The following is a 22,773-nucleotide window of genomic DNA, read 5'->3' on the forward strand; positions in this document are numbered from 1 at the left end:
ATTTTATCATTAATTTTTCTGTAAATATTTTTTTATAGATTTAAAAATTATTACATAAATTTTTAAATCTATAAAATGTTTGATTTATGCGGAAATTCGAGGATTCTATTTTTTAATTTAATATCTTAAATGAATGATAAATAAAAAATTTATTTTTAATAATATATGATTAAACTATTGAAATTAAAAAAATTTTTTTAAAAAGAAGAGGATTTTAACGAGAGTCCTATTAAAGAAGGTTTGCATACATAAAGTTGGGTTTTTCTTCATTTACTCATGAATCTACTTAAAAATTTTTAATTGAAAAATTTACTAAAGGTGAATTTATAGTTATTAAGTAGCCAATAGATCTAAAGAAAATAAATAGGAGATTTACTTAATCTAAATAAATTTTCAGTAAAAATATATAGTATAAATATCATACAGCAAGTTGACCTTTTTGTTCATACTAGCTGGAACTTGATCTCATCCCAGTCTGAGTATTCAGCAAGTCATATTGGCAAAATCTTAATTACCAGTAAGTTTTCCTGTTTATATCTTGAGCAAAAGAAGAGGAAACAAGAAGTTATTCTATTTTAATTGGCTTCATCTTGCTCATTTCCTATTTAAAATACTTTTAAAGGCAGTTAGCAGGTTTAGGAATACCAGCAAGACGGCTCAAGTGCCGAGCAACTAGACCGGTATTAAATTTTTCCTGTAAAAGGGCATTATCAATTAATGGATCATCCAGAGTCTTGATCAGATACTTAATTAGCGGGCGGGTGGCAGGAGAATGCCCATACTGATGGTAAAACTGACGTACGGCTTGTAAGACTCTGAAGTGCCAAGGAGTTAATTCAAGCTCCAGTGATTTTGCCAGTTGCTGAGCAACCTTTTCATTCCACAATGTATAATCGACCAGATGGCCGTCCTGATCCAGTTTAAGATTCATAAAAATAGCCTAAGTATTATTTCAAGCGAATACAACGATTGAATTGCAAAATAATATCTGCAAATTTTAAATAATCAATTTGATCAATAAAATCAGGGAGTTCTTCTATTAAAAGTTCTGTATCAGTTCTTAATATGAAAAGGGAGGTACACTCTTTTAACCACTCGACAGAAAAATACAGCACTGCTTCACCCATAAGGACTATGGTATCTTCAGGACTATAAATTTTCTCTAATTTGCTTAATGCCTGAGGAGTGGAGGAGTAATCTGACTGTACAAGAAAAAGGGTTTTATCTGTCATATATATTACTCGTGAAAATTACCAATACAGAACATGATCAAAAGAGCGAATTAATTCGGCATCAAACTTTACAATTTGAATTTCCTGCTGAGTATTTTTTACAAAAGAAGAGTTTTGGTCTTCTTCCTCTATAAGTACAGGTGTTAAATCATAAAATTCAAAACTATCTAACAGATTTGATGCAATCTTGAAGGCATAGCGTAACTGGTCAAATTCTAATTTGGAGCGTAATAGAGTGAGAGCTGCATCTTGCAGTAACACTTTGACTTGACAGCCAAAAGTCGCCAAAACCATTGTGGCTGAAAGGCTTTCATGTATCTGTAAACTACCAAGGTTAGGCTGGGTTAATATAACAAGTACAGTTCTCACACAATTCACCTTTTAAAAGCAACAATCTATTGAAAATAACAACTTAGAATTGAATTAAACGTTGAGCAGACTGTACGGCATCTGCCAGTTCACCTAATCCAACCAGTTCAAATCCCTGAGCAAGGTTGTATTGACTGATCTGATGACGCTGTGCATTCTGCTCATCAGTAATGCCACGTGCTAGTGCTGCACTGACACATACCGGTAAGCGAATATTTAGTTTTTGCCACTCGTGAGTCAAACTGCGCTGATCATCTGGTAACCATTGCAAGCTATTGGCTACCATTACACCATCTTGGTAAAAAAATACACGAAAGTTTTCATCTTTAGTTTTTAAGGCCTGAGCAAGACCAAGTGCATGCCAGGCATATATTGAAGTCGGAGCAGAGGTAATTAGTAGTAGGGTACTCATTAAATATTCATTCGGTTTAGATCAGTGATTTGTTTCGATCAGGGTTATGACGGAGCAATACGCATCATCATTTAAGGGTAGTATACAATGATTTTAGTGACTGGTGGTTTAGGCTTTATCGGCTCGCATGTAGTTTTAAACTTGCTAGCTCAAGGGCAAGAGGTCATTATTGTTGATAATCTGGCCAATGCTAATTTGCAAACTCTGGAAAGACTTGAATATATTTCCGGAATGTATGTGCCATTTGTAAAAATTGATGTACGTAATACGCCTGCCCTGAATAAAGTTTTTGAACAGTATTCAGTTGATGCTGTGATTCATGCTGCTGCATTCAAGTCTCTTGAAGAATCTAGATTAAAACCACTTGAATATTACAATGATAATGTCAGTTGTATCATGAGTCTGTTACGTTCAATGCAGCGCACAGGTGTCCGCTCTCTAGTACATTTATCTTCTTTGGCGGTATATGGTAAATCCGGTTTGGATCTCACAGAAGATGAGCCATTTAACTATACCTACCCGAATCCTTATGTTAAATCTCAACAGATGGTTGAAGAGATTATTTATGATACTTATAAAACAGATAATGAATGGAAAATAGCTATTTTAAGGCTGGGTAATGTGGCGGGAGCTTTTGAACACGGAGTTTTAGGGGAATATGTGACACCTTTACCAAAAAACATTATGCCGATGGCTATGCAGGCCGCAGCAATGCAACGGGAATATATTGAATTACAGCGTCACGCAAATACAGAGGATCACACTGTAGAGCGAAGTTTTTTACATGTACTTGATGCATGTGATGCAATAATTTCAAGCTTGCTCTGGCTGCAAAATCAATATCATTGTTGTGAAGCATTTAATATTGCCGGAGAGAAAGTAGTTTCTATACAAGCCCTATTAGATCAGGTAGCGACTCATACTCAATCAGACATTCGTACCATCGATGCAACCCATAAACTCGATGAGCTTGAGCAGTTAGGTGCTAATTTGAATAAAGCTAAAATTCAGCTTCAGTGGGGGCCTAAACGCACCTTGAAACAGATGATTGAGGATGAGTGGCGTTTTTATCAGAATACACTACAAGGGCAATAATTACTTTAATAAAAATGATTATTATTTACATAAAGGTGATTATTGCTTAGCATAATAGATTACGAGCAGTTTTAAATGATTGAATATATTCTTAATTCAGTACAAAGATAGAGGACGTTTATGCAAACTCGAATCGAACACGACACTATGGGTGAGGTTGAAGTCCCAAATGAAGCTTTATGGGGAGCTCAAACACAGCGCAGTTTGCAAAACTTTAAAATTGGACAGGAACGTCTGCCGCGTCCTATGATTCGTGCAATGGGGCTGGTTAAAAAGGCGGCAGCAATGACCAATGCCGAACTTGGCCAGATCACAGATGAAATTTCTGGTTATATCGTTGGTGCTGCTGAAGAGGTGATTGAAGGTAAATGGGATGCCCAGTTTCCGCTAGTCGTATGGCAAACTGGCTCAGGCACCCAGAGCAATATGAACTGTAATGAGGTAATTGCCAATATTGCCAACCAGAAATTGGGAAATGCTTTAGGTTCACAAAAGCCGGTTCATCCAAATGATCATGTAAATCGGGCCCAATCTACTAATGATTCATTTCCGACTGCAATTCATGTAGCAGCCAGTTTGCAAATTAATGAACTTCTTATACCGGCGGTCACCAGATTAAAAGATACCTTAGAACGAAAATCTAAAGAATTTAAAGATATTGTTAAGATTGGTCGTACCCATTTGCAGGATGCAACCCCCTTAACGTTAGGTCAAGAATTTAGTGGCTATGTATCACAGTTAGATCATGGATTAAAACGTCTGAATCAGGCTCTTGAAGGATTGTACGAATTGCCACTAGGGGGTACAGCAGTAGGCACAGGTTTAAATGCTCATCCCCAATATGCTGAAAAAGCTGCAACGCGACTGTCACAGTTCACTGGCTTGCCTTTTGTAACAGCCCCTAACAAATTTGAGGCTCTGGCAGGCCGTGATGCAGCTGTATTTGCATCAGGTGCTTTAAAGACGCTTGCTACAAGCCTAAACAAGATTGCTAATGATATTCGCTGGTTGGCAAGTGGGCCACGTTGTGGCTTGGGAGAGTTATATATTCCTGAAAATGAACCGGGCTCAAGTATTATGCCTGGAAAAGTGAACCCGACCCAAAGTGAAGCCATGACTATGGTGGTTGCTCAGGTATTGGGCAATGACACCACAATTAATATTGCTGGAGCTTCAGGGAACTTTGAGTTAAATGTTTTTATGCCAGTGATTGCATTCAATTTATTACAATCAATCCAGCTTCTAGGTGATGCATGTAATAGTTTTAATGATAACTGTGCAGTAGGTATAGAGCCGAATCGTGAAAAAATAGATTATTTCTTGCATAACTCGCTTATGCTTGTGACGGCTTTAAATCCAGTGATTGGATATGAAAATGCAGCCAAGGTAGCTAAAACAGCTTATAAACAAGGAAAGACACTAAAGCAGGTTGCTGTAGAACTTAATCTGGTCACTGAACAGCAATTTGATGAAGTAGTCAGACCGGAAAAAATGGTTTCACCAAATACTAAGTAATCTAGACAGGATTATTTTCTAGCCAATTAAACATCGGCAGTTTTTATCAGGCGGATAAATTCGTCCAATAGGTATTAACTGCTGATGATTTGGTTAGATATATATTAATTTCCAGGAAAGATATAACAGCTATTTTTCATAATATTTTTATATGATTAGTTTTATTTAAAAATATGCCCAAATCGCTACTTGGGAAACCATGTAAAATAAAGGATTATGATCTAGCTTTACTGGCTACTTTCCTGTTATTTTATCCAATAAATAAGCCACAAGAAGTGGCTTATTTTTTATTCATATCAAAGGGAAGATCAATCCCAATATCTGCCTCATTTCAGATAAGTTTATGCCTTGAAGTATATATTTCTGTTATTCTTTTAGTTGTATGGTCTGCGAGGGTTTAGGCTGATTTTCCAGCTTTCTTATACAAGGGAATGGAAGTATAGGTATTTCATGAAAGCTTGGTAAGTGCCGACTACTTAATCCAAGATTGACATTGACTTGCTTAATCGCTGTTAAAAATGTTCTTGATAGATATTGTGTCGTGTGAAGCAGCATTCTTGCCAGATTTAAGGCTTAAAATCCCCAACTTATGTTCGAAGTTTGATAACTCTGGTCAATGTTAGCAGCAATTTCTATACTCAGGTCATTGCACCAATGTCTGTCCAGATGGTGTAAGCCGTACCAAGGGAAAGTGTGCGCATTGAATAGGCAAGCACACCAAAACTAAGAACCATAAAGAAAAGGGTAATAATACTAGGGGTGAGTTTAGTAAAGTCTGCTGATAGCTTCATTGAATACGCCCAGACAATCTCAGAAATACCTGCAACAAGTAGAATAACTCATGCCATAATCGCTAACTTTAAATAGCGATCAGCTCGTCCCGACAAGTGTAAACTGGTGCAGCTTAGTTTAAAATGCACCAGTAGAAGTCGTCTACTTTGAATATAATAAGTGGACCTTAAAGTAAAACTAATAAGAGAATAGTAAAAGGTGTATTGCTTACTCAATATATGCTTGAATAAAAATAATAAAAACACAGGACTAGTATGGATATAATAACAAGATAATTGAGTTTAGTTAGCCCTAATTTTACTGTTATCTATCCTCTTAACGAAAAGAAAGGTGAGGGTTATTTTTTTATCTAAATTTACCTTTAATTAAAACCGGATAGACACTGTGTCAAATGGCTATGTACAATCTGGGTTGTTGAGATTATTCATGCCACCATTGGATACTTATAATGCTAAGAATAGAACGTATTGATCCCCAATCGAAAGCGTGGCAGGATTTTATTGTATTGGGCTGTGAATATTTTCAGCGTCACTGGCCGAATGTTTACACTAATAATAGTGAAACCAAAATTCAAGAACTGATCTCATCCGATTTGAAGCAACGATTTAAGCAGGGAGATCGAGGATTTTTTATTATGTATCTCAACGATGAACCTGTTGCCATTGCTAATGCCTGGCTTAGCAAAGATGACGATATTATCCTGAATGTTGCAGAGTTTTATGTCCGTGATGAATACCATCGGCATGGTCTTGGAAAAGCGCTATGGCAGAATGTAATAAGTTGGGGGCAAAGTCTTGGCGCGGTTCTTGTCGAACTTGAAACCGATGAGCTTAAACCCGCAAATTTTTTCTGGAAATCACTAGGACTTACTGTGACTCATACCGCTCCAAGGCTTCGCTATAGCTTGACCCTCGTTAATAAGTAATAGATTAGTTATTAACTGTTTATTAGCTCTTAGTTACCTGTATTTGTAAAGCTCAGATAGCGGCCTCATAAATTACAGTTTATTCTATAATCCTTAAAATAGTGCTTATAAGTGTAAATAAAATAGATTTGGTTCAACTCTAGCTAGAAGATCAGCTAATTAACGAATAAGCGAGTCTGGTATTACTCGTTACAGATTACCTTATCTTTCTGAACATAATAGTTTAAGGCAATCTTCATATCCTGAAGGAGTTTAGGCTCAGTATACTCATTTGGTGAGAGCTTTAGTAAAGCCGGTATATACTCATTTTTATAAACAGCAGGGTAGTCTTTACAGATGATCTGGGTGCGCCGTTCCTGTGATGTATTAGGATGATCAAGCTGGTCCAGAAAGTCTGTGATTTTTTTATCTGCCTGATCAAATTTTGCTGTTACTGTTGGTTCATTTGAAGGCTCAGCAGCCATAGGCTGTTCAGGTTGTTTTTGACATGCAGTAATGGTTAAAGTGAAAAGAAGGATAAGGACTACTTCTGTTTTCATCGAGGTTTGCCTTTAATTAAAGCTTGCTAATTATAAATTTTAGTTTGTAAAAAAGAAACTTTAAAAAAATTAATTCTTTGATTTAAAATAAAAATATAAAATTGAATGTGTAAGCTCTTACTGAGATGATTTTTGGACCTCATATCCTGCATAATAAAATCAGAAATCATATGGATGCAAGAGGTGCGGGTTTCTTGAGTATGTTGCTAAGTATCTTTTTATTTAATTTTTCAGAATTCTATTTAAAAGAAAAACCTACCGTTGAAGGTGGAAAGTATTAAGAATATTCAACTTGCTAGAAATTTAGATAGAGACTGAACCTTATTATAACCAGAAAAAATCATCTATTCTGATTTAGACTAATCATTCTCTAAATCATCAATAATCTTATTGAATGAAATATCACTATTAAGGTTTTTAGTCTCAATCATTTTCTGGATTGAGCATTCTTCTTATTTTATCCGCTTTAATATAATCAATAAATGTCGCATGGTGAGCAAAGTTGAAATCATATTTCTATCCTAAATGTCCTATAAGTTTAGGACTAACTTCAATAGATGAAAACTTTCTTTCAAAAACCACTCTTATAGAAGTTAAAATATCCTCTATAGCTTGAAGTCTTCTAGACCTATATTGGTAATTAATTAGTTTACTAAGAAGTTCAGTATACTCAATAACTTTAAAGTCGAGTTGTTTAATGGAGAATCCTGCCATTAGATAACCATTTTCAATAAATGTAGATTTGTGTGATTTACAGAAATATTTAATCTTATCTAGAGCATTAAACTTATCAAAATATAAAGATTCTTCAAAGAGGAAAAAATTAGAGAAAAAGTAAAGCCGCAACTCCCCCGCAAGCGGTTCTATTAGACCATTTGACCTGGTTTACAAATTGATATTTTTAGCAAAAAGTTGAAGCCAATTTTGTCATTTGTCAAATTCTCTACTAATTCATAAATATCAATACTAAACTCTCATAAAAACTGACTTGTCTTCCTTTTTTGGGAAAATCTAAGTAGCATTACTAGAGTACTGTGTCTAACACACTCTCTTATTTAGTTATTTTCTATCCTAATATATACATCATTCTCTATCATCCATCAGCTTTCTAAAGTCTGAGTCCGGAAACTCAATCACATGTAGGCACTTACCATATAGACGTAAATAATATTCGCGTACAGTAGGCTTATGGTACTTTTCCTGGTCTTCTGAGGCTTCGACCTCGGCTATGTACTTCATAAGCTCAAAAGCCACTTGTTCTTTTGCCGTATGGCAAATTTCAGATTTGGTGGTCATTCTTTTTATTCTCCATAAATATTGAAATAGAGTGGCTTCACAATTAATAGGTTTTATTGACTATTTATATGTCGATTATAATTTTATTATGCCGAATATTTGAACATTTAACACCCGAAATTTAATTACCATCTTTATAAATGAGATTTGCCAAACCCCGCCAATCACCTTAAATTGTTGTTCTTCTATTTCCTCAGCAGTTAATAAAACTTCTGGTACTTCGTAATATTATCCGAAACAATCCTGACCGCACTCATCGGCAGAGGTTGTAAAGCCCAACATGACTAAATTTGCGCATATTGATCATAAAAAGAGAATGATGTGAGATGTCTAGCTAATTAATAAACACTAGAGCGTAATACATGCAAGAGTAACCCCCCAACTGAGGGCTTTTTATAAGTTCAATCATTGGCCAAATAACATTGAATTAGTTGGCATAATTGCTAAAATGCAAACTGCTTTTTAATACTGTTTTGCAATTATTTTGCTAAAGTTTTGCTGGGTAAAATTTAAGCCATTATAAAACAGTAACTTATTTATGGAAATTTTTAATGCTCGATATTTATTTAACAGATGTTCAGAAACAAGTGCAATTTAAGGATTATCCAGGTGAACATCCAGTTAAATTTATTCTAAATTTTAAAAAGATCTTTCCTAGCGTGATGGAGCTGATTTTACCCGTTTTACCGGATGATGAAGATCTGGAAAAAATGACTTGGGAATCAACAACCCAGGATTTTGAACTATTCAAGAAACTTTTGAATGGCTGGGGAATCATTGAGCTACGTTTAGGTGCTATTGCCAAATTTAAAGATAAAAAATTTGCAGATCAGTTAGTTAAAAAGGCCCAAGCAAAACGTAAAGCTTTATCATTAGAGCATCCTGAGTTATCAGATATAGATTTAGATTATCTATTTATGCATGAAATCCATGCTTTGATTGATGCCGAACTGGTAGAAGTGGGTGAAAAATTTTATTTACCTGTTTTACGTGATAGCTGGAAATCACTTGTTTCAGACCGGGTTTTAATGGCAAAGCTATAATTTAAAAATGATTGAGAAAGGATAGCAACAGCTATCCTTCTTATTTAAAGATAATTTATTCTTAAAATCAGAATAGAAAATTATTCTATAAGTTTACTGTTTTAAATGGTGCGCGTACCTTGCGACCATGCAGCAGATAATATAGGACAATGCAAATAAGAGCCAGAAGACTGCTTATAAAATATAACTGCGAGTAGTTTATATATTCCAGTAATTTTCCGAGTATATAAGGCCCAAATCCCAACCCTGCATCCAGAAAAATAAAAAAGGTTGAGGTAGCAAGTCCCATGCGCTCTAAACTGGTACTTTTAACAGCAATGGTCTGACACACTGACTGAATATTTCCAAAACCTAATCCTAGTAAACCCGCACAAATTAGCAGCATACTTGCAGTTTGAACTTGGCTTAGCAAGAACAAGCCGAATGCTAAAATTAAAATAGCCGGATACATGGTGATATTTTCACCTCTTCGGTCCACCAAAGGGCCGGTAAAAGGACGAGAAAATAGTATCGCTAATGCATACATCAGGAAAAAAATAGAAGCCGCCTTAGCCAGATCTAAACTTTTTGCATAGAAATTAATAAAGGAAAGAACACCTGAATAGCAGACTGAAGTTAATAGTACAATAATGGCAATCGGCACAGCACGCGGCTCAATAAACTGTGTAATCCAGCTAGATTTTGGAGGTAAAGCTGTTGCTGTTTCCTGTCTGCTTACTAAGTTGGGCATTTTTATACCTAGAGCAGTAAACAGGCAGCAGAATGCAATTATGCTTGAGAATATAAAAATTACATTATAATCAAAATTTAAACTAAGCCAGATTCCTAGAAATGGTCCGATAGCAGTGCCCAAGGTGCTGCTCATACTATAATAACCAATACCTTCACCACGGCGAGACACTGGTAAAATCTGTGCAATCAGGGTTCCTAGAACAGTAGAAGCTACACCCATTGTGAAACCATGAATAGCACGTACAAATAGTAAAAAGCCAATACCATATTCTATAAAATAAAGGCCAGAAAACAGGAAAAATCCACTCAGGCCAGTAAGCAAAGTAAGCCTGTGTCCAAATCGAGATAAAAATTTTCCAATCAGCAGGCGCCCAAATAAGGTTCCTACAATATAAAGACCAGAAATCAGACCTGCCTGTGCGGTGGAAGCACCTAGTTCAGCGACTGCATAACCTACAATAACCACTATTAGAAGATAGAAGACCAGAATAAGCTGAAAGTTAATAGCACTGGCCAGAATAAAATTTTGGGTCCATAAGGGAGCACTGTCTTTCATATTGCACCTCTTTTGGAGTCTTGAAGTTGCTTCAACACTAATTCCAGCGTGGCTTTTACAAGTGCCAGTTGTTCTGGTTCAATGTGCCGAATTAATGAATATTCAAATTGATCAATACAACTGCTGCATTGTTCAAACAGGGACAAGCCTTTTGAAGATAAAGTTAGCATTTTTTGCCGTTTATCTTCTGTATCAATTTGCTCCAGAAGCTCAAGCTCTATCAATATATGTGTTCGCTTTGCAACAGCAGGCTTGGAGATATTTAAATATTCAGCAATATCAATTGAGGTACATGAATGTTTAAAGTGAATGGTATGTAGTCCCTGCCATAATGAATAATTCAGGCTGTAAGGTTCAAGAATGGTATTAATCTGATCACTCATCAATCTAGCCGAAACCAGAAGTGCAGAACGAAAAGTAGGAAGATTAGACATATAGTTAACTAGGGTAACTAAAATCTGACAATATAGTGCCGAGTTCAGTAAGAATCAAGGTCCTACTACATATCTGTTATAAGTTGTGTTTGGAAAGGTATTAAAAACAGACCACATTAAGTTTTTAACTCAGGCCACTTTCAAAATATGTTTTTATAAACTATAGTAAGGAAAGAGTGAAAGCATACACAAAAAGTTGGAATTATTTTTCAATGTTTTTCATGCTTTAGCTTATCAATCGGAAATCCGTTCAGGTCGAGATTAAGCTTTGCTATTACGTGCTGGATTGTTGCTGGCCTTGGCAACAGTATGTTTACAGATTGCAGTATTCTTGCAGCCATTATTACCGCAGCGATATCAGGTTGCGCCAGTCTGTGAGAAAATTACTCATGTATTACTTGCGCCTCCGCACCAGCATGAGCTGTATTTTTCTTTGGATGACACATCACAGCACCGGTTTCTCTCTGATTCCTCAGTTCATGATCATGACAGCAGTCACCATGATCCTAATCATCAATGCCAGTACTGTACAGTCTATGGAAATCTGGTCCTTCCCCCTTATTTAGATTTTAAAGAAATCCTGATTCGTATACAGATTCGTCTCATTACACTTGAACAATTATTTCGGCATATCTATTTTAGTCTGCAAAGACTGTTCCTGCTTCCGCAGGGACGAGCGCCTCCTTTATATATTCCTGTCTAAATCATTAACTTAAACTTTAGGGTAATCATTACTCTAGACCAGTTTTATCTAAATTTAGAAAGAGAATAGTTATGTTATTACTATCTTCAGACGCTACAGTACGGCAAGTTAAATCTATCGCATGGATTATTACCAATATCTTGCGTACAAAACAAAACATAAAGCCACATGCTTCTTTTGAACAATCTCAGTACTGTGAATTGATAAGCTTCTTTAAGCTCCAACCTCAACTTGTGCTTAACAATAACAATACAGTGCTCTGTAGAATAATATAGGTGAAGTAATGGACTTAGGTTTAACAGCGCTTGAGCTTGCACGAATACAATTTGCCTTTACGGTTTCTTTTCATATCATTTTCCCCTCAATTACCATTGGGCTGGCAAGCTTTCTTGCTGTACTCGAATGGAGATGGTTGAGAACCCGAAATCCAATTTTTCAAGATCTTTACAAGTTCTGGATTAAGATTTTTGCTGTAGCATTCGGTATGGGCGTAGTGTCCGGTATCGTAATGAGTTATCAATTTGGTACCAACTGGAGTGAATTCTCACGTTTTGCAGGTGGTGTCACCGGGCCATTGCTGACCTATGAAGTGTTAACCGCATTTTTCCTTGAAGCTGGTTTCTTGGGTATTATGTTGTTTGGCTGGGGCAGGGTCGGTCCTAAAGCACATTTCTTTGCCACTCTTATGGTCGCTCTAGGTACCTGTATCTCAATGTTCTGGATTCTGTCTTCCAATAGCTGGATGCAGACACCTGCGGGCTATGCTATTGAAAATGGCATCATTGTACCGCAAGACTGGCTAGCGATTATATTTAACCCCTCATTTCCATACCGTTTATTCCATATGGGAATGGCAGCTTTTCTGGTCTCAGCTTTACTGGTCTGTGCAACTGCAGCATGGCATCTGTTAAAGGGCCGTCGCGATGCTATGGTAAAAACTTCTTTCTCTATGGCACTCTGGATGTTGCTGGTGCTTGCCCCATTACAGATTTTCATTGGCGATATGCACGGTCTGAATACTTTGAAGCATCAGCCAGCAAAGATTGCCGCAATGGAAGGACATTGGGAAACCAACCACAATGAAGGAATGCCACTTTACCTGTTCGGTATTCCAGACATGGCAGCAGAAGAAACCAAATATGCGGTCGGTATTCCCAACCTGGGTAGCTTAATCCTGACTCACAGTATGGATGGTACCGTAAAAGGCCTCAAGGATTTTGCTTCAGAAGATCGTCCAAATTCTCTGGTTGTATTTTGGAGTTTCCGGATTATGGTCGGTCTGGGCATATTAATGCTGTTACTGGCTTTAGGAGGATTACTGCTACGTAAAGGTGGTCGTTTATATGAAAATAGAGGGCTACAATATTTTGCTTTAGTAATGGGACCGGCGGGATTTGTAGCGCTGCTTGCTGGCTGGGTTACAACAGAAGTAGGGCGTCAGCCTTGGGTAGTATATGGCGTTATGCGGACTGCAGATGGCTTGTCGCCTGTACCGGCAAGTCAAGTCGGTCTGACACTAATCATTTTTGTAGTGGTTTATACGGTGGTATTTGGAATCGGCATTTATTATATGCTGCGTCTGATGCATAAAGGTCCGGAATTTGTTCATGCAGATCCTGTCGATCATGGCGGACCGGGACATTTTAAAACACCAATGCGCCCACTTAGTGCAGCTACTGAAAAAACAGACACAACCGATCAAGATATAAAGGAGAAACATCATGATTGATTTATCTCTGATCTGGGTAGCCATTATTGGCTTGGGTGTATTGATGTATGTAGTAATGGACGGATTCGATCTGGGCATTGGTATCATGTTTCCCTTTATTCAAGGGGAACAGGAACGCGATGTAATGATGAATACCGTAGCTCCCGTTTGGGATGGTAATGAAACCTGGATGGTACTCGGTGGTGCAGGGTTATTCGCAGCATTTCCAATTGTCTATTCCGCCGTGCTGTCTGCATTGTATATGCCCATAATTTTGATGGTTGTATTTTTGGTTTTTCGTGGAGTGGCATTCGAGTTTCGCTTTAAAGCCAACCGGACAAAACATTTTTGGGATAAATCATTCATTTTAGGTTCTTTGCTGTCAAGTTTTTTCCAAGGTGTGATCTTGGGCGCGTACATTCAGGGAATTAAAATTGCAGATGGCCGATATGTAGGGGGTGCATTAGACTGGCTAACGCCATTTTCTCTATTCACTGGAGTAGGTGTGGTCGTAATGTACGCAACTCTGGGCTGCGGTTGGCTCATTATGAAAACTGATCATGATCTACAACAGAAAATGTTTCATTTAATGCCAAAAATGCTGATCGCTTTACTGGTTATTTTTGCAGCTATTAGTTTATATACACCTTTTGCTCAGCCACTTATAGCAGAGCGCTGGTTTACTCAGCCGTATTTAACCTACTTCAGTCCGGTACCAATTCTTGTAGTAATCTTCACAGTTCTTGCTTTACGCGCTGTCAAGAAACAAAATGAACATAAGCCATTTATTTTTACTCTAGCGCTGGTTTTTCTGGCTTTCACTGGCTTCCTGATCAGTCTATGGCCTTACATTATTCCTTATGACGTAACGATCTGGCAGGCAGCAGCCCCACATAGCAGTCAGCTGTTTACACTGGTGGGCGCTGTAATTCTTATTCCGATTATTCTGGTTTATACCGGCTTGGCATATTGGGTATTCCGCCATAAAGTTCGGGTAGGAGATGAAGGCTATCACTAACTAGAAGGAGGTTATAATGAAGCTTTCAGAAAAGCAGTGGTTTGCAGTGTTATGGCTGGCGGGATTTTTCAGTCTGGTTTTAGTGGCCGGGCTATTTCGTGTCTTAATACAGCTTGCCTATTAATTGTACAGTTTGCAGTATAGTATTAAAAAGTGGTCTGTTTAAAACAGACCACCTCCATTTAGTGCTTCAGACCACTTTCCCAGCAGTCTTCTCTATAGTGAAGCAGTAATATTTAAGGCCGATATTTTTGGAATAAGTATGACTCCTTTGCTTGACCGAATTCTTCAGACGTTTCAAGCTACAGCTTCCGATCTTGATACTGTACTTCCTTTTTTTAATATCACTTCTGGCCAGATGATGGAGCAGAGATTAGGCTATGCTATCTATCAGCGCCAGAATTTTCCTGAATCTTGTGAATATGTACATATAGCACAAATTGAAAATAAACAGGAAAATATAGCTTATCTTTTTTCTCCATTTATTCTTGCTGTTCTCCAGTACAAGATAAGTTGTTATTTACCTGTAAGCTCCAAGTTATGGTTAGGTCATTATTTAAATATAGATAATCTTCATTTTATAAAACAAGAAAAATCTCTGGATGAAATGGGACTTTTTATTCAGATAGCACCACAGCAGTTAAACAGTGTGCAAACCAAGCTATACAGCCTATTAAGAGCTTTTCTTGATCCGAAACTTAGACAGGTGATTTTTATTGACCTTCAAAATTACGATGATAAAAATCTGAAAATGTTAGAGCAATCTCTGCATGCGAAGATTATCTATCTGCCGTTTTCTAGCAGTAAACTGCAAATAACCAGGTCAAGCTTAGCTGGCTTATTAGGTAAGAAAAAAACTCAGTCGGCGGCAGAAATATGTGAGCTCATTGCTGAGACCAATGCAGAATTACTTAGTACCTTAAATAATAGCCTAAGTATTAATAATAATTTAAAGCTTATTCAAGACTTACTATATAGCGAACATATTCTGGAAAAAATATCTGTTTATGAAGAATTTATAGACACTATTTTTAAACATAAAACCGAATTAACTAAGAGAGCCTCTTATGTCTAAAAAATCCTCCTCCAAGTTTCCTATTATTACAGTACTGATCAGTATTTTACTTGGCTGTATGTTTTTAGGATTCTTTTATCTGGCTGTTACTCAGGAACCGGAATATATGCCTTCATATCAGAAAAAAATGGCGAATCAGTGATAGCATTATAAAATAGTAGCCTCAGTAAATCTGGGGCTTGTTTCAGGTGGCTAATGAATAATAATGAGTTTTTCCAGCGCGTTAAAAATGGGCTCAAACATAGCTCCGAAAGGCGGCTTACTCTTAAAGTCTTTCAGGCCATTAAGAATTTTTTACAGGAATCAGATTATATTCAGGAATTTAAGTTTCCCTCTAGCCGCTTCCTTTCTGAAAGTTTGGGGATTTCACGGGATACTATTGAAAAAGCGTACGAACTTTTAGAAAACGAAAAACTAGTATATCGGGTCAAGGGTAAAGGGACTTTTAGTATTCCTTCTCAAATTCCACGTACTATTCAGGAAGAAAGCAACTTCAGCTTGCCTGAACAATTGATTCAACTGGAGACTCTATTTTTTGATCAAAATCTGGATTTTTTCGCAGATGGTATGCCAGAGGTACGAAATTTTCCGTTTAAAAAATGGTATGACACCGAAAAACTGGCTTTAGAGCAGAACGGACTAAATATCTTTTTAAAAGATAATACTCAAGGTCTTCCATTACTCAGACAAGAAATCGCCAATCTGGTTAATACACAGCGTCATAGCCGGGTACAACCAGAAAATATACTGATCGTAAATAGTACACAGCAGGCATTATATTTATGCGGACGAGTATTATTTCACCCTAATGACCGGGTAATCATGGAAAATCCTTACTATTCCAATGCCAGTCATCTTTTTAAAATGATGGGGCTAAATATACACTATTGTGATATTGATGCCCAAGGTTTAATGATTGAGCACTGCCATCATTTTACTGATATTAAAGCTATTTATGTGACACCGGCAAGCCAGTATCCAACTGGAATACAAATGAGTATGCAGCGCAAAAAAGAAATTGTGGCATACGCCCGGCAGCAAAATAGTTTTATTATTGAAGATGATTATGATGCCCTACTTTTAAATAGATCAGAAAATGACGCAATACTGGGTCTGGATTCCTGTCAGCGCACTATTTATATCGGGTCTTTTAGCAAATATATATTACCAAGCCTGCGTATGTCTTACATGATTTTGCCCAATGCACTGGTAGATGCCTTTACTCGTTATCGGAACTATATAGATGGCAGTGCACCTTCCCAGTATTTTCAAACCATTCTTGGGAAATTTATGCAGCGGGGTTATTACGCTGAATACCTTACTCAAATGCAGCGGATCTATCACGAGCGTTATGAAGCCTTTATTTTTTATTTTCATCAGTATTTAAGTGAATTTTGTTTTATCCATGAGCATTCGCCTGCAATGCAGGTTGCCTGTTACTTTAAAGAAAATTTACCTGATGAACTTGAGGAAAGTCTTGTCCAGGCGGCAGCACTCAAGAATATTAGTTTGACTCGTTTAAGTCAGTTTTATGCACAGCATCCGAGCTATGGTTTTGTACTGGGGTTCAGCTCACTGAACCCGACAGAAATTAAGTCATGTATGCTACAACTGCATAGCCTGATTACGACAGAACTGAAGCGAGTGAATAATATTATTGTTCCCTAGGAAAATAGATTAAAAATTTCATTCCTTAAAAACTGATGTCTTATATTTTTATCTAGATCTTTATGCCAATACATTGCCAGATTTAAGGCTGGCAGTTCAAAAGGTAACTCATATACCTGCACCTGTTTTGAGTAGTGAAGATTGTCTAATATATTTTTTGGAATAGTTAATATGAACTGATCACTCTGTTCCAAAACCTGTAAGGCAGTAGAATAATGCTGGCAGCGCAGAAAAATTTTACGGACCAGTTCCTGACGGTTTAAATAAATATCTTCCAGCAATACACCACTACGCCGTGATGACACACCAATATGCTGGGCCGAAAAGTATAACTCTTTAGACATTTCAGGTAGCTGTGTACACACTACAAAGCGGTCTTCAACCAGCCTTTCATTGCAAAGTCTTTGTCCAAAATCCTGTTCGAGATCAATGACAAAATCCGTTTGTTGTGTAGCAAGATCACTAATAATCATTTTTCGGTCAAGTTTACTGCTCAAAAATTCAATATCACTGTTCAGCTTCTGAAAATGATGAATCAGTTTGGGGAAAATTAATGGCTCGATTTCATCGTGAATAGCGATCTTTAAATTGTGAACCATGCCGACATCAAAATTTTGATGCTGAAGGACTGAAATTCCCTGAAGCGCCAGTAAGGCATGTTTGACAGGTAAATAGATTTGTTCGGCAAAAGGAGTAGGCCGCATCCTCGCTCCGCTACGTATAAACAGTTCATTTTTTAAATGTAATCGTAACCGTTGCAAGGCATGGCTTGCAGCAGACTGGCTGATGCATAGAACTTGGGCTGCCTTGGAGATACTTTTTTGCTCATAAACTGCAATGAAAAGAGGATATAAATTGATATCCATATGATGAAAAATGGCAATGTCGAGATAGTTTTCTTTATGAATTTCATGCATATTTGAGTATTGAATAAAATCATTTGGTTCATATTAAGTTTCAGGCTATGGTAATGTAAATAGAAAATAAGATGATTTCTAAGGATAAAAAATGTTTGAGCTCTCTTCACGTGCACAAGATTTTGTTCAACGTACCCGTAAATTTATAGAAACAGAAATCGAACCTGTAGAAAAAGTATTCTGGGAAGAAGTACATCAACTTAATCCCGATGGAAACTGGAAGAGCTGGCAATGGCCTGAACAGTTGACGGTATTAAAAGAAAAAGCTAAGGCTGCTGGCCTGTGGAATATGTTTTTACCAGATGCTGAGCTTGGTGCAGGGCTTTCTGTACAGGAGTATGCTCATATAGCTGAACTGACCGGCCGTAGTCTGCTGGCGCCTACTGTATTTAACTGTAATGCGCCAGATAGTGGCAACATGGAGCTACTCTGGCGTTATGGTAGTGAAGAGCAAAAGCAGCAGTGGCTCAGTCCATTGCTGGCAGGCGAAATCCGGTCAGTATTTTGTATGACTGAACCTGCTGTGGCTTCTAGTGATGCTACCAATATGCAGGCAACAGCAGTCATTGAAGGTGATGAGATTGTACTTAATGGCCGTAAATGGTGGTCATCAGGTTTAGGGGATCCAAATGCTAAAGTTATTATTTTTATGGCCCATACGCCAGATGAGAGTAAAGACCGGCATCACCAGCATTCTATGGTTTTAGTACCCATTGATACAGCAGGCGTGACTATTGAGCGTATGTTACCTGTTTTTGGTGATTATGATGCTCCGCATGGACATGGTGAAATCAGCTTTAACAATGTACGAGTACCACTCAGTCATTTTATTGGCGGGGCAGGGCAAGGGGTTGAAAATGCCCAGGGACGTTTGGGACCAGGGCGTATACATCATTGCATGCGATGTATTGGAGCTGCGGAAAAATCATTAGATTTAATGATTGAGCGTGGTATGTCAAGAACTGCATTTGGTAAGGAAATTCTAAAACTGGGAGGCAATCTCGAGCGGATTGCAGAAGCACGTGTAGCTATTGATCAGGCCCGACTTTTAACCTTGTATGCTGCCTACAAAATGGATACTTTAGGAAATATGGCAGCTTTAACAGAGATTTCTGCAATTAAAGTGGTGGCGCCTAGCGTACTTGAGAAAGTTGTAGATATGGCTATCCAGATTCACGGTGGTGCCGGTATGTCACGTGATACGGTATTAACAGGTTTCTTTGCACAGGCACGCAGTCTGCGTCTGGCAGATGGCCCTGATGAAGTACATAAGGGTATGATCGCCAAACTAGAACTGGCAAAACGTGGTTATAGTACCCGAAGAAAAGCTTAAAAATTCCAGGAATAGAATAAATGACGGTAATTGATGTTGGTGGACAGATCAAAAAAGGCGAAGAACTAGATATTGAAGCTGTAGAACAATGGCTAAAACAGCAGGGTATTGATCTGCAGGGTAAGGTTGAAGTAACTCAGTATTCGGGAGGGGCTTCAAATTGGACTTACCGCTTGAACTATGAAAATCTGGATCTGATACTACGTCGTCCACCTAAAGGGACTAAAGCCAAATCTGCACATGATATGGTTCGTGAATATACAGTACAGAAAAATCTGGCACCTTATTATCCGGTAGTACCACAAATGGTCGCCCTTTGTGAGGATGAGTCTGTCATCGGTTGCGACTTTTATGTGATGAAGCGTATAGAGGGAATTATTCCACGTGCCAAACTGCCGCCAGAGCTTCAGTTGGGTGAAGCACAAGTACATGAGCTATGTATTAATGTCATTGATAAGCTCATTGAATTACATCAAGTACCTTATCAGGGAACTGAGCTGGAAAAACTTGGTAAAGGCGAAGGCTATTGCCGGCGTCAGGTAGAAGGTTGGGACAAACGCTATGAAAAGGCCAGAACCATCAATGTACCTTCTTTTAAGTATGTCCGAAAATGGCTGCTGGATAACATACCAGAGGATTCAGAGACCTGCTTAATTCATAACGACTGGCGTTTTGACAATGTAGTGTTGAGTCCGCAGCAGCCCACACAAGTTATTGGTGTTTTAGACTGGGAAATGGCCACCTTGGGTGATCCATTAATGGATCTGGGCAGCGCCTTGGCTTACTGGGTAGAACCAACTGATAATATGATCTTCCGTTCTACCCGACGTCAACCAACTCATTTACCGGGTATGTTTAGCCGCAAACAAGTGGTTGAATATTATCTGGATAAAACTGGCCTGAAACCTGATAACTGGACCTTTTATGAGGTATTCGGTATTTTTCGTTTAGCGGTCATTGCCCAACAGATTTATTATCGTTATTTTCATAGGCAAACTCGAAATCCAGCCTTTAAAAACTTCTGGATCATAATTCAGGCCTTGCATGTACGTGCATTGAAACTGATTGCTCAGCAGAAAATTCATGAAAACCCGCTGGCCCAGAAATATGTACATAAGTTGCAGGAGATCCTGAAAAAATGACTACAATATATCTGGTTAGACATGGTCAGGCTTCGTTTGGCGCCACTAGTTATGACCAGCTATCTCCTAATGGAGAACTGCAGGCTAAACTTCTAGGTCAGTACTTCAATAAGATTCTAAAAGATGAACCTTATGTAGTAGCAGGAAGCATGCGGCGTCATCAGCAGACCGCTCAACTGGCACTTGCAGAATACTTTCCTGAAGTTCCGGTCCAGACATTGAGCGAATGGAATGAGTTTAACCATCAGCAGGTTTTCTCTCGCTATGAACCCCGTTTTAATGAGCCTGCACTGCTCAAGCAGGATGTTGCCAAAGAAAGCAATCCACGCGCTTACCTGGCTAAAATCTTCGAAGGTGCCATTCAGCGTTGGACAGGAGGTGATTATCATCATGAATATGATGAATCATGGCCTCACTTCAAGCAACGTGTAGAAACAGCACTCGTAAACCTGTGTAATGAGCTAGAAAAATCTAAACCACGTTATGCAATTGTTTTCACTTCAGGAGGGGTTATATCGGTAGCAGTCGGCAAACTTCTGGAGCTTAATCCTGACCGGACTTTTGCGCTTAACTGGGCAATCGCCAATACCAGTCTAACTACTATGCGTCTGGTAGGTAATGAGCCACAATTGCTCAGCCTAAATGAACATCATTTTATCAAGGCTACTCACCCTGAATTACTTACATGGATATAAAAGGAATAAACCATGGCTAAAACAATCTTAATTACTGGCGCCAGTTCTGGGTTAGGCGCGGGTATGGCACGCGAATTTGCACAAAAAGGCTATAATCTCGCAATTTGTGCGCGACGGATGGAGCGCTTGGAGCAGCTGAAGCAGGAGCTGGAGGTTCAATACGGTATTAGAGTTATTGCAAAAACTCTGGATGTAACGCATTACAATGAAGTTTTTGAAGTATTTAAGGCGTTTAAGCAAGAGTTCGGAAAAATTGATCGAATTATTGTAAATGCAGGAGTGGGTGAAGGCCGCCGTATTGGTAAGGGAAATTTTGAAGTTAACCGTGCTACAGCAGAAACTAACTTTATTTCTGCTTTAGCCCAGTGTGAAGCAGCTGTGGAAATTTTCCGTGCACAAAATGCCGGTCATCTTGTCGTAATCTCATCCATGAGTGCTATGCGTGGCTTGCCAAAGCACCTTTCTACCTATGCTGCCAGTAAAGCGGCTGTAGCGCATCTGGCAGAAGGAATCCGTGCTGAACTTTTAAATACTCCCATCAAGGTTTCAACAATTTTCCCTGGTTATATTCGAACCGAACTGAATGAAGGGGCTAAAAAACTTCCATTTGAAGTGGATGAAAAAACCGGTAGCAAAGCACTCGTCGAAGCCATTGAAAGAGAGCCCGTTAAAGCTTATGTTCCAAAATGGCCATGGTTACCCATGGGTATCGCAATGAAGATATTGCCTTTAAAACTGGTGAATAAACTTAGCTAGTACCAAGACTCTCCGGAGTCTTTTTTTGAACAGAATTAAAAAGAAATGTAGGTACTGTTTACCGAAATTAACAGCCTGAACAAAGTATGCATGGAACTATATCTGAAACTAAAGTAATTTTTATAAAGATTAGATTTTGAAGACCAAAAAATCAAAGTGCACACGTGATTCAGGAAATTAGTCAGTATGCTTGAAAACCAGATTGAAACTCATCCTTTTACACCTTTTTTACCAGAAAATGCAAAGCTGTTGATGTTAGGAAGTTTTCCACCATCGCGTGAGCGCTGGAAAATGGAGTTTTACTATCCGAACTTTCAAAATGATATGTGGCGAATCTTCGGTCTTATTTTTTTTGAAAATAAAAACTATTTTCTTGATATGGATAAAAAAAGTTTTAATGAAACTTTAATTTGCGAGTTTCTGGTAGATAAAGGTATAGCCATTTATGATGTTGCGGAAAAAGTAATTCGTCTAAAGGGCAATGCTTCAGATAAATTCTTGCAAATCGTGACTACAGTCAAGCTTGAAGAGCTGCTTATGCCGATTCCTGAATGTCATACTCTAATGACCACAGGAGATAAAGCAACAGAAACACTAATTTCCCTTTTACCTGAAGGAACTGAAAAACCCACTATTGCTATGCCGAGCCATACCCATTTTATGGGCAGAGACCTGAATCTATACCGTATGCCATCTTCATCACGCGCATATCCATTAGCTCTTGAAAAAAAAGCGGAATTATATGGGAACTTTTTTCAGGAAATTGGCCTGATTTAATGAATCTGATCATTTCAAAAGGATCCATATTAAAAAAGCGG

At 38.1% G+C, this 22,773-nt stretch carries 25 protein-coding genes and 1 pseudogene; 16 read left to right on the forward strand and 10 right to left on the reverse strand.

Features of this window, described 5'->3' with window-relative positions; translation table 11 throughout:
- Positions 1-616: 616 nt before the first annotated feature.
- From J502_RS08760 to tusD, 4 genes are read right to left on the reverse strand one after another with little or no spacing between them, the layout of a single operon-like run.
- Complete coding sequence (locus J502_RS08760) at positions 617-931, reverse strand: TusE/DsrC/DsvC family sulfur relay protein (protein ID WP_005014471.1); 315 nt, start codon at positions 929-931, stop codon at positions 617-619.
- A 16-nt stretch (positions 932-947) separates the two neighbouring features.
- A complete protein-coding gene (locus J502_RS08765; RefSeq protein WP_005014470.1) occupies positions 948-1,232 on the reverse strand; it encodes a hypothetical protein in 285 nt (94 codons plus the stop codon).
- 18 nt (positions 1,233-1,250) lie between these two features.
- Entirely contained in the window at positions 1,251-1,601 is a 351-nt protein-coding gene (locus tag J502_RS08770; protein ID WP_005014469.1) for a hypothetical protein, read from the reverse strand.
- Positions 1,602-1,644: 43 nt separating this feature from the next.
- Positions 1,645-2,013 carry a sulfurtransferase complex subunit TusD gene (gene tusD / locus J502_RS08775; protein ID WP_005014468.1) on the reverse strand — a complete coding sequence of 123 codons (369 nt, stop codon included), beginning with the start codon at positions 2,011-2,013 and terminating at the stop codon, positions 1,645-1,647.
- A gap of 87 nt (positions 2,014-2,100) precedes the next feature.
- Here tusD and J502_RS08780 point away from each other — a divergent pair, with 87 nt between their 5' ends.
- Both J502_RS08780 and fumC read left to right on the forward strand, forming a co-directional pair.
- On the forward strand, positions 2,101-3,108 hold the full coding sequence (locus J502_RS08780; protein WP_005014467.1) for an NAD-dependent epimerase/dehydratase family protein: 1,008 nt from the start codon (positions 2,101-2,103) through the stop codon (positions 3,106-3,108).
- Between the two features lie 120 nt (positions 3,109-3,228).
- Complete coding sequence (gene fumC / locus J502_RS08785) at positions 3,229-4,623, forward strand: class II fumarate hydratase (protein WP_005014466.1); 1,395 nt, start codon at positions 3,229-3,231, stop codon at positions 4,621-4,623.
- A gap of 644 nt (positions 4,624-5,267) precedes the next feature.
- Here the strand turns inward: fumC and J502_RS16575 are convergent.
- A pseudogene (locus J502_RS16575) lies at positions 5,268-5,459 on the reverse strand (DMT family transporter); the annotation flags it as partial.
- Between the two features lie 404 nt (positions 5,460-5,863).
- Here J502_RS16575 and J502_RS08790 point away from each other — a divergent pair.
- Positions 5,864-6,340, forward strand: a complete 477-nt coding sequence (locus J502_RS08790) for a GNAT family N-acetyltransferase (protein WP_005014465.1) — start codon at positions 5,864-5,866, stop codon at positions 6,338-6,340.
- A 182-nt stretch (positions 6,341-6,522) separates the two neighbouring features.
- Here the strand turns inward: J502_RS08790 and J502_RS08795 are convergent, their stop codons facing one another.
- Both J502_RS08795 and J502_RS08805 read right to left on the reverse strand, forming a co-directional pair.
- A complete protein-coding gene (locus J502_RS08795; RefSeq protein WP_034683839.1) occupies positions 6,523-6,879 on the reverse strand; it encodes a hypothetical protein in 357 nt (118 codons plus the stop codon).
- 1,083 nt (positions 6,880-7,962) lie between these two features.
- Positions 7,963-8,175 carry a hypothetical protein gene (locus J502_RS08805; RefSeq protein WP_005014460.1) on the reverse strand — a complete coding sequence of 71 codons (213 nt, stop codon included), beginning with the start codon at positions 8,173-8,175 and terminating at the stop codon, positions 7,963-7,965.
- 551 nt (positions 8,176-8,726) lie between these two features.
- On the opposite strand from J502_RS08805, the gene J502_RS08810 reads away from it, so the two are divergent.
- Positions 8,727-9,218 (forward strand): hypothetical protein, encoded by a 492-nt coding sequence (locus J502_RS08810; protein WP_005405471.1) that lies wholly within the window; start codon positions 8,727-8,729, stop codon positions 9,216-9,218.
- Positions 9,219-9,303: 85 nt separating this feature from the next.
- On the opposite strand, the gene J502_RS08815 is transcribed toward J502_RS08810, so the two are convergent.
- Positions 9,304-10,506, reverse strand: a complete 1,203-nt coding sequence (locus J502_RS08815) for an MFS transporter (protein ID WP_034683841.1) — start codon at positions 10,504-10,506, stop codon at positions 9,304-9,306.
- Positions 10,503-10,940, reverse strand: a complete 438-nt coding sequence (locus J502_RS08820; RefSeq protein ID WP_034682207.1) for a MarR family winged helix-turn-helix transcriptional regulator — start codon at positions 10,938-10,940, stop codon at positions 10,503-10,505. The genes J502_RS08815 and J502_RS08820 overlap by 4 nt, the downstream gene beginning before the upstream one ends.
- A gap of 268 nt (positions 10,941-11,208) precedes the next feature.
- Here J502_RS08820 and J502_RS08825 point away from each other — a divergent pair, with 268 nt between their 5' ends.
- The 7 genes from J502_RS08825 to J502_RS08845 all read left to right on the forward strand — a co-directional run bounded on the left by J502_RS08825 (position 11,209) and on the right by J502_RS08845 (position 17,112).
- Positions 11,209-11,643, forward strand: coding sequence for a DUF2946 family protein (locus J502_RS08825; protein WP_075039889.1), 435 nt, complete (start codon positions 11,209-11,211; stop codon positions 11,641-11,643).
- Positions 11,644-11,926: 283 nt separating this feature from the next.
- Complete coding sequence (locus tag J502_RS08830; protein WP_034683845.1) at positions 11,927-13,372, forward strand: cytochrome ubiquinol oxidase subunit I; 1,446 nt, start codon at positions 11,927-11,929, stop codon at positions 13,370-13,372.
- A complete protein-coding gene (cydB, locus tag J502_RS08835) occupies positions 13,365-14,369 on the forward strand; it encodes a cytochrome d ubiquinol oxidase subunit II (RefSeq protein WP_005014451.1) in 1,005 nt (334 codons plus the stop codon). The genes J502_RS08830 and cydB overlap by 8 nt, the downstream gene beginning before the upstream one ends.
- A 16-nt stretch (positions 14,370-14,385) precedes the next feature.
- Positions 14,386-14,493, forward strand: coding sequence for a hypothetical protein (locus J502_RS16825; RefSeq protein ID WP_005014449.1), 108 nt, complete (start codon positions 14,386-14,388; stop codon positions 14,491-14,493).
- Between the two features lie 138 nt (positions 14,494-14,631).
- Complete coding sequence (locus tag J502_RS08840; RefSeq protein ID WP_005404113.1) at positions 14,632-15,444, forward strand: hypothetical protein; 813 nt, start codon at positions 14,632-14,634, stop codon at positions 15,442-15,444.
- On the forward strand, positions 15,437-15,586 hold the full coding sequence (locus tag J502_RS16945) for a hypothetical protein (protein WP_005014443.1): 150 nt from the start codon (positions 15,437-15,439) through the stop codon (positions 15,584-15,586). Before J502_RS08840 ends, J502_RS16945 begins: the two co-directional genes overlap by 8 nt.
- A gap of 53 nt (positions 15,587-15,639) precedes the next feature.
- Positions 15,640-17,112 carry an aminotransferase-like domain-containing protein gene (locus tag J502_RS08845; protein ID WP_005404112.1) on the forward strand — a complete coding sequence of 491 codons (1,473 nt, stop codon included), beginning with the start codon at positions 15,640-15,642 and terminating at the stop codon, positions 17,110-17,112.
- On the opposite strand, the gene J502_RS08850 is transcribed toward J502_RS08845, so the two are convergent.
- Positions 17,109-18,029, reverse strand: a complete 921-nt coding sequence (locus J502_RS08850) for a LysR family transcriptional regulator (protein ID WP_034683846.1) — start codon at positions 18,027-18,029, stop codon at positions 17,109-17,111. The genes J502_RS08845 and J502_RS08850 overlap by 4 nt on opposite strands.
- 91 nt (positions 18,030-18,120) lie before the next feature.
- Here J502_RS08850 and J502_RS08855 point away from each other — a divergent pair, with 91 nt between their 5' ends.
- The 5 genes from J502_RS08855 (at position 18,121) to J502_RS08875 (ending at position 22,732) form a co-directional block, all read left to right on the forward strand.
- Entirely contained in the window at positions 18,121-19,362 is a 1,242-nt protein-coding gene (locus J502_RS08855; protein WP_034683848.1) for an acyl-CoA dehydrogenase family protein, read from the forward strand.
- Between the two features lie 20 nt (positions 19,363-19,382).
- Positions 19,383-20,504 (forward strand): phosphotransferase family protein, encoded by a 1,122-nt coding sequence (locus J502_RS08860; protein WP_005014431.1) that lies wholly within the window; start codon positions 19,383-19,385, stop codon positions 20,502-20,504.
- Positions 20,501-21,199: a histidine phosphatase family protein gene (locus J502_RS08865; RefSeq protein WP_005014429.1), complete on the forward strand. Its 699-nt coding sequence runs from the start codon at positions 20,501-20,503 to the stop codon at positions 21,197-21,199. The genes J502_RS08860 and J502_RS08865 overlap by 4 nt, the downstream gene beginning before the upstream one ends.
- Before the next feature lie 12 nt (positions 21,200-21,211).
- Positions 21,212-21,955, forward strand: coding sequence for an SDR family oxidoreductase (locus tag J502_RS08870; protein WP_005025800.1), 744 nt, complete (start codon positions 21,212-21,214; stop codon positions 21,953-21,955).
- Positions 21,956-22,141: 186 nt separating this feature from the next.
- Positions 22,142-22,732, forward strand: coding sequence for a uracil-DNA glycosylase family protein (locus J502_RS08875; RefSeq protein ID WP_034683850.1), 591 nt, complete (start codon positions 22,142-22,144; stop codon positions 22,730-22,732).
- Positions 22,733-22,773: the final 41 nt, after the last annotated feature.

It is taken from the genome of Acinetobacter sp. 1294596, assembly GCF_000582925.1.
GTDB lineage: Bacteria > Pseudomonadota > Gammaproteobacteria > Pseudomonadales > Moraxellaceae > Acinetobacter > Acinetobacter radioresistens.

Coding starts and splice junctions, on each gene's coding strand:
- J502_RS08760 (WP_005014471.1), bottom strand. CDS start 931: ATGAATCTTAAACTGGATCAGGACGGCCATCTGGTCGATTATACATTG.
- J502_RS08765 (WP_005014470.1), bottom strand. CDS start 1,232: ATGACAGATAAAACCCTTTTTCTTGTACAGTCAGATTACTCCTCCACT.
- tusD (WP_005014468.1), bottom strand. CDS start 2,013: ATGAGTACCCTACTACTAATTACCTCTGCTCCGACTTCAATATATGCC.
- J502_RS08780 (WP_005014467.1), top strand. CDS start 2,101: ATGATTTTAGTGACTGGTGGTTTAGGCTTTATCGGCTCGCATGTAGTT.
- fumC (WP_005014466.1), top strand. CDS start 3,229: ATGCAAACTCGAATCGAACACGACACTATGGGTGAGGTTGAAGTCCCA.
- J502_RS08790 (WP_005014465.1), top strand. CDS start 5,864: ATGCTAAGAATAGAACGTATTGATCCCCAATCGAAAGCGTGGCAGGAT.
- J502_RS08795 (WP_034683839.1), bottom strand. CDS start 6,879: ATGAAAACAGAAGTAGTCCTTATCCTTCTTTTCACTTTAACCATTACT.
- J502_RS08805 (WP_005014460.1), bottom strand. CDS start 8,175: ATGACCACCAAATCTGAAATTTGCCATACGGCAAAAGAACAAGTGGCT.
- J502_RS08810 (WP_005405471.1), top strand. CDS start 8,727: ATGCTCGATATTTATTTAACAGATGTTCAGAAACAAGTGCAATTTAAG.
- J502_RS08815 (WP_034683841.1), bottom strand. CDS start 10,506: ATGAAAGACAGTGCTCCCTTATGGACCCAAAATTTTATTCTGGCCAGT.
- J502_RS08820 (WP_034682207.1), bottom strand. CDS start 10,940: ATGTCTAATCTTCCTACTTTTCGTTCTGCACTTCTGGTTTCGGCTAGA.
- J502_RS08830 (WP_034683845.1), top strand. CDS start 11,927: ATGGACTTAGGTTTAACAGCGCTTGAGCTTGCACGAATACAATTTGCC.
- cydB (WP_005014451.1), top strand. CDS start 13,365: ATGATTGATTTATCTCTGATCTGGGTAGCCATTATTGGCTTGGGTGTA.
- J502_RS16825 (WP_005014449.1), top strand. CDS start 14,386: ATGAAGCTTTCAGAAAAGCAGTGGTTTGCAGTGTTATGGCTGGCGGGA.
- J502_RS08840 (WP_005404113.1), top strand. CDS start 14,632: ATGACTCCTTTGCTTGACCGAATTCTTCAGACGTTTCAAGCTACAGCT.
- J502_RS16945 (WP_005014443.1), top strand. CDS start 15,437: ATGTCTAAAAAATCCTCCTCCAAGTTTCCTATTATTACAGTACTGATC.
- J502_RS08845 (WP_005404112.1), top strand. CDS start 15,640: ATGAATAATAATGAGTTTTTCCAGCGCGTTAAAAATGGGCTCAAACAT.
- J502_RS08850 (WP_034683846.1), bottom strand. CDS start 18,029: ATGCATGAAATTCATAAAGAAAACTATCTCGACATTGCCATTTTTCAT.
- J502_RS08855 (WP_034683848.1), top strand. CDS start 18,121: ATGTTTGAGCTCTCTTCACGTGCACAAGATTTTGTTCAACGTACCCGT.
- J502_RS08860 (WP_005014431.1), top strand. CDS start 19,383: ATGACGGTAATTGATGTTGGTGGACAGATCAAAAAAGGCGAAGAACTA.
- J502_RS08865 (WP_005014429.1), top strand. CDS start 20,501: ATGACTACAATATATCTGGTTAGACATGGTCAGGCTTCGTTTGGCGCC.
- J502_RS08870 (WP_005025800.1), top strand. CDS start 21,212: ATGGCTAAAACAATCTTAATTACTGGCGCCAGTTCTGGGTTAGGCGCG.
- J502_RS08875 (WP_034683850.1), top strand. CDS start 22,142: ATGCTTGAAAACCAGATTGAAACTCATCCTTTTACACCTTTTTTACCA.